The sequence below is a fragment of the Paenibacillus zanthoxyli JH29 genome, from assembly GCF_000520715.1.
Lineage (GTDB): Bacteria > Bacillota > Bacilli > Paenibacillales > Paenibacillaceae > Paenibacillus_AQ > Paenibacillus_AQ zanthoxyli.
Map to the genome: position 1 here is coordinate 1 of NZ_ASSD01000461.1, position 9,488 is coordinate 9,488.

General features: G+C 50.7%; 10 protein-coding genes and 1 other annotated feature. Of the genes, 7 read left to right on the forward strand and 3 right to left on the reverse strand.

The window, feature by feature from the left end:
- Positions 1–748, reverse strand: a 748-nt coding sequence (gene mnmA / locus L691_RS0117795) for a tRNA 2-thiouridine(34) synthase MnmA (RefSeq protein ID WP_025691770.1), incomplete at its 3' end; no start/stop codon positions are given.
- Between the two features lie 278 nt (positions 749–1,026).
- On the opposite strand from mnmA, the gene cymR reads away from it, so the two are divergent.
- Positions 1,027–1,446, forward strand: a complete 420-nt coding sequence (cymR, locus tag L691_RS0117800) for a cysteine metabolism transcriptional regulator CymR (RefSeq protein ID WP_025691771.1) — start codon at positions 1,027–1,029, stop codon at positions 1,444–1,446.
- 78 nt (positions 1,447–1,524) lie between these two features.
- Here the strand turns inward: cymR and L691_RS33990 are convergent, their stop codons facing one another.
- The gene (locus L691_RS33990; RefSeq protein WP_269634867.1) at positions 1,525–1,770 is read right to left on the reverse strand and encodes a substrate-binding domain-containing protein; all 246 of its coding nucleotides are present in this window, start codon (positions 1,768–1,770) and stop codon (positions 1,525–1,527) included.
- On the reverse strand, positions 1,767–2,534 hold the full coding sequence (locus L691_RS29270; RefSeq protein WP_269634868.1) for a LacI family DNA-binding transcriptional regulator: 768 nt from the start codon (positions 2,532–2,534) through the stop codon (positions 1,767–1,769). The genes L691_RS33990 and L691_RS29270 overlap by 4 nt, the downstream gene beginning before the upstream one ends.
- 324 nt (positions 2,535–2,858) lie before the next feature.
- Between L691_RS29270 and L691_RS0117810 the strand changes: the two genes are divergently transcribed.
- From L691_RS0117810 to leuS, 6 genes are all read left to right on the forward strand, one after another.
- Positions 2,859–4,238, forward strand: a complete 1,380-nt coding sequence (locus L691_RS0117810; RefSeq protein WP_051459403.1) for an MFS transporter — start codon at positions 2,859–2,861, stop codon at positions 4,236–4,238.
- A gap of 264 nt (positions 4,239–4,502) precedes the next feature.
- Positions 4,503–5,648 (forward strand): cysteine desulfurase family protein, encoded by a 1,146-nt coding sequence (locus tag L691_RS0117815; RefSeq protein WP_025691773.1) that lies wholly within the window; start codon positions 4,503–4,505, stop codon positions 5,646–5,648.
- Between the two features lie 106 nt (positions 5,649–5,754).
- A complete protein-coding gene (locus L691_RS0117820; RefSeq protein ID WP_025691774.1) occupies positions 5,755–6,276 on the forward strand; it encodes a PRC-barrel domain-containing protein in 522 nt (173 codons plus the stop codon).
- A gap of 12 nt (positions 6,277–6,288) precedes the next feature.
- Entirely contained in the window at positions 6,289–6,498 is a 210-nt protein-coding gene (locus tag L691_RS0117825; protein ID WP_025691775.1) for a hypothetical protein, read from the forward strand.
- 224 nt (positions 6,499–6,722) lie between these two features.
- The gene (locus L691_RS0117830) at positions 6,723–7,790 is read left to right on the forward strand and encodes an AI-2E family transporter (protein WP_025691776.1); all 1,068 of its coding nucleotides are present in this window, start codon (positions 6,723–6,725) and stop codon (positions 7,788–7,790) included.
- Positions 7,791–7,851: 61 nt separating this feature from the next.
- Positions 7,852–8,142, forward strand: a binding site (T-box leader).
- 63 nt (positions 8,143–8,205) lie between these two features.
- A partial coding sequence (gene leuS, locus L691_RS0117835) for a leucine--tRNA ligase (RefSeq protein WP_025691777.1) occupies positions 8,206–9,488 on the forward strand: 1,283 nt, incomplete at its 3' end.

A 9,488-nucleotide genomic window follows, 5' to 3' on the forward strand; every position in this document is an offset into this window, starting at 1 on the left:
TGCCGAGACCTTGGCGTTGGCCGAGCGTATAATACATCAGCCCGTCGTGGCGCCCTTTGATCTCGCCGGTGGCGATATCCACCATGTCGCCGGACTTAGCTGGCAGGTACTGGCTCAAGAATTCCCGGAAATTGCGTTCGCCGATAAAGCAGACTCCGGTGCTGTCTTTTTTCTTCGCCGTATACAGTCCGGCCTCTTCTGCGATCCGGCGAACCTCCGGCTTCGGCAAATGACCGATCGGGAACATGGCTTTGGACAGCTGCTGCTGATTCAATGCGTTCAGGAAATACGTCTGATCCTTGTTGCCGTCTACCCCGCGGAGCAGCTTGAACTCGCCGTTTTCTTCCACGACGCGCGCGTAATGTCCGGTAGCCACATAATCCGCGCCGAGCTGAAGCGCCTTGTTCAGGAATTCGCCGAACTTGATCTCCCGGTTGCACATAACGTCCGGGTTAGGCGTGCGTCCGGCCTTATATTCATCGAGAAAATATTTGAACACTTTATCAAAGTATTCTTTCTCGAAGTTTACGGTATAGTAAGGAATGTCGATCTGCTCGCATACGCGGCGCACATCTTCCGCATCGGCTTCAGCCGTGCAGACGCCGGACTCGTCGGTGTCATCCCAGTTCTTCATAAAGATGCCGATGACGTCATAGCCTTGCTGCTTCAGCAGAAGGGCCGTAACGGAGGAGTCCACTCCACCAGACATGCCGACAACGACGCGGGTATTTTCAATAGCTTTTGCCACGCTAGATCACCTTCTTTTTTATTAGATTGATAGAGCTTTAACGGTCGAACCGGAAATAGTCAGCGGGTAAAACAGGCCGCTTATGTGTCTTTGTGTCATCACTGTCCGCCATCGAAGAACACATCTGTAAAAAAAATTACGTTTTGTGTTTCAAATACGTCTGCGGATATGATAACATAAACTCAAGAGCAGTCATCGGAATACGCTGATTTATCTTATTGTTTTGACCAACTATCAATTATACTATACCCAGCTATTACATTGAAAGAGGTGCACCTTTGAAAATATCGACAAAAGGCCGATACGGATTAACCATCATGATGGAGCTCGCGGTCAGGTTTGGCGAAGGTCCTACATCTTTGAAGAGCATTGCCGAAAAAAACGGATTATCCGAGCATTATCTGGAGCAGCTGATCGCTCCCCTTCGTAACGCGGGTCTCGTTAAGAGCATACGTGGCGCCTATGGCGGCTATATTTTATCTCGTGAAGCTTCCGATATTACTGCCGGAGATATTATTCGCGTGCTGGAAGGTCCGATCTCACCCGTGGACTTCACGGAAGAAGACGACCCGGCCAAGCGCGATCTGTGGTTGCGTATCCGCGACAGCATCGCCGATGTGCTGGACTCCACGACATTGGCGGATCTGATTTCCTTCAAGGAAGAAGCGCATACAGATAATTACATGTTTTACATTTAGTTGTAATTTAAAAACAAGAAGTGAGTCCTCTCTTGGAGGACTCAGCCTGTTGAGAAACCTCAACAGGCTCTTTTTTTCCTAACCCAATTTAGCAATACTATCCCGAATCTCCAACTGGTGCGATACGGACCAATGGAAAGCGGATAGCTCCTCTCCTTTTATGAGCTTAATGAGATTACGGGCGGCGACCATGCCGAGTTCGGATGCTGAATACCGGACCGTTGACAATTTGGGCCGAATGATCACAGTCATATCAATGTCATCAAAGCCGAAGAAGGAGACTTGTTCCGGAACCTTCACCCCGATCTCCGCCAGAAAGTTCATCGCGCGCCAATGGCTATCCGGTCGGTAGCGCAGAATACGGCAGTCGGCAAAGGCCCAGAGTCGTAAAGCTTCCGCATGGAAGCTGCGCCTTCTTCCACCGAAAGTGCGCTCTCCAATACCCGTTCGGTACGGACGGGCAGATGAGCGGCCTTTAATGCCTGTTCATAGCCCTGAAACCGGTGGTTGCCTGTTGAGATATCGCCTTTTGCACCCTGCAGCATGGCAATGTCGCGGTGACCTTGCTGTATGAGATACGTTACCGCCTCAAAGGCGGCCGACACGTTGTCCACATGGACGGAAGGAATGGATTTCTCGCGATAATCCCGGCCAACTAGAAGACTAGGGATTTTTGAAGCCTCAATGAGCTCGAACAGAGAATCCCGGATTCCGCTTGCGGATATAATAATTCCGCTGGCCTGCATTTCCCGGAACAGGTTATAGTAGTGAAGCTCGCTTTCCTCATTTCCCCCAGATAACGCAATCACAACGTCATAGCCATATAGCTGGGCCACTTGATTAATCCCTTCAACCATATCGTCCAATACATTATTTTTAATTTCCGGAAGCAGTACGCCTATTAGCGAGGTCTTATTCTTTACCAGCGTTCTGGCGATGGCATTTGGGCGAAACTGAGTGGCCTCCAGCACATCCAGCACACGCTGGCGAATGTCGCTGCCAACCGATGGGCTGTTGTTGATAACCCGAGATACTGTGGAGATGGAGACATTGGCCATCCGGGCAACGTCCTTAATGGTAATTTTCATAAGTTTTACCGACTTTCCTGCATAGGATAAGGAGACATGCGCTTCAGAAAAGGTTTGTTTAAATACGCAATTTACCCCGCATTTCGAAAGTTTAGATTTGGATAAAACTGGTTAAGAAAGCGCTTGACCAAGTGTGTAGAGGAGAGTATAATCGTTTCCAGAAAACGTTTTCCCAAAACTACCGTTATTTTACTCTGTAACAACTTTAATACTTTCGTCGTTCCGTTAGAATGCGCTTAAATCCAGGGTTTTTGAACTTTATTCGGAAAACGTTTTCCGTAAAGAGAAGTCTTAAAGAAAATACCGGTGAAAAGAGGAGAACCTATGAGCAATTTGCTTGTAAAAAGAGAAAAAGCTGTACTGGAAGCAACCCCGAACATCACTTTGAAAGAGAAGATCGGATACGGTTTTGGAGATTTTGCCAGTCAGCTTCTATTTTCCGCCGCAATGACTTTTCTATCCTACTTCTACACGGATGTAATCGGGATTAATGCCGGTATAATCGGTACATTGATGCTCGTGACGCGCGTCCTCGACGCCTTTATTGATGTTGGAATAGGCGCCTTGATTGACAAAACGAAGAGTAGACACGGCAAGGCCCGCCCCTGGCTGCTCTGGATGTCAGGCCCGTTTGCTCTTTCAGGAGTTCTCTTATTTACCGTTCCGAATACCAATGAGACAATCACACTTGTATACGTTTACTTCACCTATATATTGATGAATTTCATTTACTCAAGCATCAACGTCCCGTACGGGGTCCTGAATTCGATGATGACTCAAGATCCTTATCAGCGCTCCTCGCTGAATATTTTCCGCATGTCTCTGGCTACGATAGGCGGGTTGCTTATCAACTTTTTAACACTGCCGCTTGTGAAAGCGTTTGGCGGCGGCCAGCAAGGCTGGGTGATCACCTTCGTCCTCTTCGGATTGCTGGGAACCTTTTTCTTCCTCGTTACTTTCTTTAGCACCAAGGAAACGGTTACCCCGTCTGTTGTACAAAGATCAATCCCCTTCAAGCGTGCTTTTGGCGCACTGCTTCGCAACAAGTATTGGAAGCTGATTCTTGGTTTTGCCATAGTTTACTTTATCAATAACTCCATCGGCGCTGGAATGAATGTATACTATGCCGGTTATGTGCTGCATAATGCTGACCTGGTAGGAGTGATGGGTTTTTCCTTGATTGCGCCTCAACTGCTTGGCTATGTGATCCTGTCGCCCATAGTCAAAAGGATCGGCAAACGCAATTCATCTATTATTGGAAGTTTTTTATTAATCCTGGGTTCGCTTGTCATTGCAGTGAGTCCGGCTAACCTCGCAGTTGTCTGCACCGGATTGATTATTAAAGCGCTTGGCAATGCTGCCATCCTCGGCACCTTCTTCGCCATGTTGGCCGATACGATTGAATATGGCGAATGGAAGACCGGAATGCGGACGGAAGGACTGGTATACAGCGCAGGAAGCTTTGGAACCAAGGCGGGAGGCGGTCTCGGGGCCGCATTTATCGGCTGGAGCCTAGCCCTAGGAGGATATGTTGGAGGTCAAGCTACAATCAGCGCGTCCGCTCTGTCGTCGATTCATTTCATGTTCATTTATTTCCCGATCATTTTGGCAGCGCTGCAAATCGTATTCTTGGCTTTTTATAAACTGGATAAGATCTTTCCGGATATTGTAGAAGAATTGCAGGTTGTAAAATCTTTGAAATAATGAATGGGTGATCGGAAATTATGCTGAAAGCGCAAGGAATATCGCCTCTTTTAAGCTGCAGCCTTACGAGGCTCTGGTTCTCTCGTTAAAGAAGTAGCGCTGGATTTGGGTACGGCTCTTGCCGGTCTTTATGTTTTGCGGTATGCTCTCATAGCGTGGTCACAAGGTTGTATTCATTTTGTTAATTTATGGTAACCTATGAGCATGCTGAATGATATACAATTTATCGGACAGACTTAGAGATAAGGATAGGGAGTTCTATATATGAAGCCAATTTATTTGGACCATGCCGCCTCGACGCCGGTTCACCCGGAGGTGGCGGAAGTCATGATGAAGATCATGACCGAGCAATTAGGCAATGCCTCCAGCGTGCACGCGTTCGGGCGCTCTGCCAAGAAGATAGTTAGCGGAGCGCGCGATGCGATCAGCTCCAATTTAGGCTGCTCCCCGGATGAATGGGTATTTACCGGCGGGGGCACAGAGAGCGACAATCTGGCGCTGTTCGGCGCAGCCCATTCCCGCAAAGGCGGTCATATTATCACAACGGCTATCGAGCATCATGCCGTCCTGCATGCCTGCGAGGAGTTGGAGAGGGAAGGCTATTCCGTAACTTACCTTCCAGTGGATCAGACGGGCCGGGCTCATCTGAAAGATCTCGAAGCGGCGCTTCGGGACGACACGTTCCTAATCAGCGTTATGTTTGCCAATAATGAAGTAGGTACGATTCAGCCGATTGAAGAGATTGGCAGACTGGCCAGGGATAAGGGGATTTTATTCCATGTCGACGCCGTTCAAGCACTGGGTTCAATTCCGATTTCGCTGTCAGACCTGCCTGTGGACTATATGAGCTTCACCGCACACAAAATCAACGGGCCCCAGGGCATCGGCGGACTCTATGTCCGGCGCGGCGTCCCGCTTCATCCCCGGCTGTATGGAGGCTTGCAGGAACGGGGGCGCCGGGCGGGAACGGAGAATTTGGCTGGTACGGCCGGATTTGCCAAAGCGGTCGAACTCGCCGTAAAGGGCCGAGAAGTCAGAAATGAAGAAGCGTTGGCGCTGCGGAATCGTCTGCTAGAGGGACTCGACCAGGGAATCGGGCGGGACTCCTATAAGATTAACGGGAATGCCGAACACGGTCTGACGCATATTATGAATATCAGCTTTCCCGGCGTCCGCACGGACGTCATGCTGATGAATCTCGATATGGAGGGTATCGCGGCTTCAAGCGGATCGGCATGTACCTCAGGCTCCCTCGAAATTTCCCATGTGCTGAAGGCAATGAACCTTGCGGACGACCAATTAAGCTCGGCGGTTCGATTCAGCACCGGCTTGGGTAATACTTCTGAAGAAATGGAACTTGTTGCCCGTAAAATTGAAACCATTTTGAATCGGCTGCGTAATAAAGGGTAGAGCCTTTTATCGCCGCGTGAGGTTTCCCTTTTAGTTCAGGAGCTTTTGGCGGCATGGAGCCTGCCGGAATTCTCCTAGACTTCATGATAACGAGGAGATTGCGGCCATGAGACTTCAGGATTTTATCGGTCTGAATGTGTTTGGAGTCGATGAAGGCAAGGAAGTAGGCAAAATTGTCGACTGTATTTTAGATTCAAACTGGAACATTACGGGTATTGAACTGGAAAGCAAATCTTTTTTCGGCAGTCATGTGAAAGTTGTGGCATGGGAAGACATTGTCGCCTACGGCGAGGATGCCGTGATGATACAGAATGAGGAGTCTATCCGAAAGGTGGACGCCGGCAGCATACCCCATTCCTTTCTGGAGGGTAAGATCAAATTGAAAGACATGCAGGTCGTGACGGAGACCGGAACGATTCTTGGCAAAGTGTCCGATGTTTATTTTGACCAAAAGTTGGGAAACACAATAGTAGCCCTGGAAATTAGCGACGGGCTTGTGACTGATTTGATGGAAGGTCGTAAATGGCTGCCTTGCATACCGGGAATGTCCATTGGAGAGAATGCAGTGGTGGCTCCGGCACTCAGCGAAGAACGATTAGAAAAGAATATTAACATTGTCAACGGATAGGTGGAATGATGTATGAAGTGTCCAAATTGCGGGTCCAAGGATATCGGTAAGATTGGTTCCCATCAATTTTATTGCTGGGGATGTTTCATTGAACTGACGGTCAACGGCGAGAAGATGTCGGTTTATCAGGTTGAAGAAGACGGCACGCTCAGTTCGCTGGACGATCTGTTCTTCGGAGAAGAGATGGCGCAGGAATTTCCGCACATTCACGCCACTTCCTGAGGCAAGCGTAAAACGCTTGTCTCAAGAAGCGGTTACATAAGATTACTCGGCGTCCAATCTCCTTGCTGCGGGTACTGCGGCAGGGGTGTTGGGCGTTTTTATTTTTGAAAAATATGCGGGGCAATCGCTTTATGATGCAGGTTTGCGAAACGGCGGTTATTTTGCGGCGGACAAACATATACTTATTTTACAAGCCAGTCCAGTTTGCCGCAGGAGGTAACGCCATGGAGCAATGGTCCGGGAATAAATGGTTTCGCTGGATGGTCGGGGTGCTTCTGGCTCTGATCATTTTGTATTTCGTCTGGCTGCTTCATCCGATGCTGCAGCATATCTTCAGCTTTTTGAAAGCGGTGCTGGCCCCTTTCCTGGCCGCTATGATCATATCGTACGTGCTTAACCCGGTGGTCAGCATGCTGGCTGGCCGCAAAGTGCCCCGGGGAGCAGCCGTTCTGCTGATTTATGCCGTATTTTTGACCACGATTGCCGTCATTGCCGTCAACCTCGTTCCGATGCTGATTAAGCAGCTCGAGGAGCTTAACGAGCATTTGCCGGAGATGACGCTGAGAGCGCAGGGGCTGATGCACAGCATGAATACCCGTCTGATCCCGCCCGGAGTGGAAATGGGACTCAACAACTGGTTTTTCCAATTGGAGAACCGGCTTGCCGCGGGAATTTCGCATTTTCTGGACCATATCGGCACCACCATCGGCGTGCTGTTCGACGCTTTTATCGTTCCATTTTTGGTGTTCTATATTTTAAAAGATTTCGATGTGTTTGAACGGATGCTTGTGTCCAGTCTCCCTCGCTCCCGCCGCAAATCCATTGTGACGATGTTAAAAGATATCGATGATGCGCTCGGCAATTACATCCGCGGCCAGTTCCTGGTCAGTCTGATTCTCGGCATACTCGCTTATATCGGCTACGCGTTAATCGGAATGCCGTATGCGCTGCTGTTCGCGAGCGTAGTGGCCATATTTGAACTCGTCCCATATTTGGGTCCTTTTCTCGGCGCGGCTCCCGCGATTGTGATGGCGTCGACCATATCGTTCCGGCTGGTAATGCTTGTCGTCGTGGTGAACACGATATGCCAAATGCTGGAGGGCAATGTGATTTCGCCGCAGGTTGTCGGCCGGACGCTGCATCTGCATCCTCTGCTCATTATTTTTGCGCTCTTGGTAGGCGGCGAGCTTGCCGGTATTGTCGGACTGATTCTGGCCGTGCCCTTCTTCGCAGCGGGAAAGGTCGTCCTTCAGCATGTGATCACCTATTATATGAAACGAAAACCGGTATAACAGAATGCGCATTGACTGAGGAGGCCGGTATTGTATATAATGTTGTGGAAAATGAACTTCAAATGATTCAAGGATGAGGAGCATTAATTTCGGATGCGTTATGCAGAGAGCCGGTGTTGTTGGTGAAAGCCGGTTGACGACAGCGAAATGAACTCGCCTCGGAGAAACGGCGCAAGCCGCTGGGCATCTTCTTTCGGACCGCAAGAGCGGTTCCTCTAACCGGAGATGTGTCCAAGCGTTAACCGCCGTCGGCCAGCCCCCGTTACAGGGTGTAGAGTGAGCAAGGCCGGGCAAAGAATGTCCGCCTGCTAACTAGGGTGGTACCACGGGAATTCAGCCTCTCGTCCCTAGCGTTTTTACGCTATGGATGGGAGGCTTTTTTGGAGGTTCGCAGCAATTCAAGGAGGAATAGGAAATGAGCGACAGCAAGGGAAATACAACCGCGCAAGGTTACCGGGCGCAGGTACTGGAACCGAAATGGCAGAAGTATTGGGAAGAAAATCATACCTTCAAGACCGGTGAGGAAGCGGGCAAGCCGAAATTTTACGCGCTCGACATGTTCCCTTACCCTTCGGGAGCCGGGCTGCATGTAGGCCATCCGGAAGGCTATACGGCGACGGATATCGTCTCCCGCTACAAGCGGATGCGCGGATATAATGTGCTTCACCCGATGGGCTGGGATGCCTTCGGTCTGCCTGCCGAGCAGCATGCGCTCGATACGGGGCAGCATCCGCGTGATATCACGATCAAGAACGTTAATAATTTCCGCCGCCAGATCAAATCGCTGGGCTTCTCCTATGATTGGGACCGCGAGATCAGTACGACGGACCCTGAATACTATAAATGGACGCAGTGGATCTTCATCCAGCTGTACAAGCGTGGTTTGGCTTACGTCGCTGAAGTGCCGGTGAATTGGTGTGAGGCGCTTGGCACCGTACTGTCCAACGAAGAAGTCATTGACGGCAAAAGCGAGCGCGGCGGGCATCCCGTCATCCGCAAGCCGATGCGCCAGTGGATTCTGCGGATTACCGAATACGCCGAGCGTCTGCTGGAGGACCTGGAAGAGCTAGACTGGTCCGAGAGCATCAAGGACATGCAGCGCAACTGGATCGGCAAATCGAAGGGCGCCGAAGTTACCTTCGGCATCGACGGTCATGAGGCTAATCTGACCGTATTTACAACACGGCCCGATACCCTGTTCGGGGCAAGCTACTGCGTGCTCGCACCCGAGCACGAGCTGGTGGCGTCGATCACGACAGACGCCCAGCGTTCGGCCGTGGAGGAATATCAGACACTGGCTGCGCGCAAGAGCGATTTGGAACGGACCGATCTTGCGAAGGAGAAGTCCGGCGTGTTTACCGGTGCCTATGCGGTCAATCCGGTAAATGGCGCCAAACTGCCGATCTGGATCGCGGACTACGTCCTGGCCGGGTACGGAACTGGGGCGATCATGGCCGTTCCCGGGCATGACACCCGCGACTGGGAGTTCGCCAAGCAGTTCGGACTCGAGATCATCGAGGTTGTCCAAGGGGGCAAAATCGAAGAGGAAGCCTACGCCGGCGACGGTCCGCATGTCAATTCCGATTTCCTGAACGGGCTGGACAATACGGCGGCCATCGCCGCCATGATCTCCTGGCTTGAGGAAAAAGGATTCGGCAAGGGCAAGGTCACCTACCGCCTGCGCGACTGGCTGGTCAG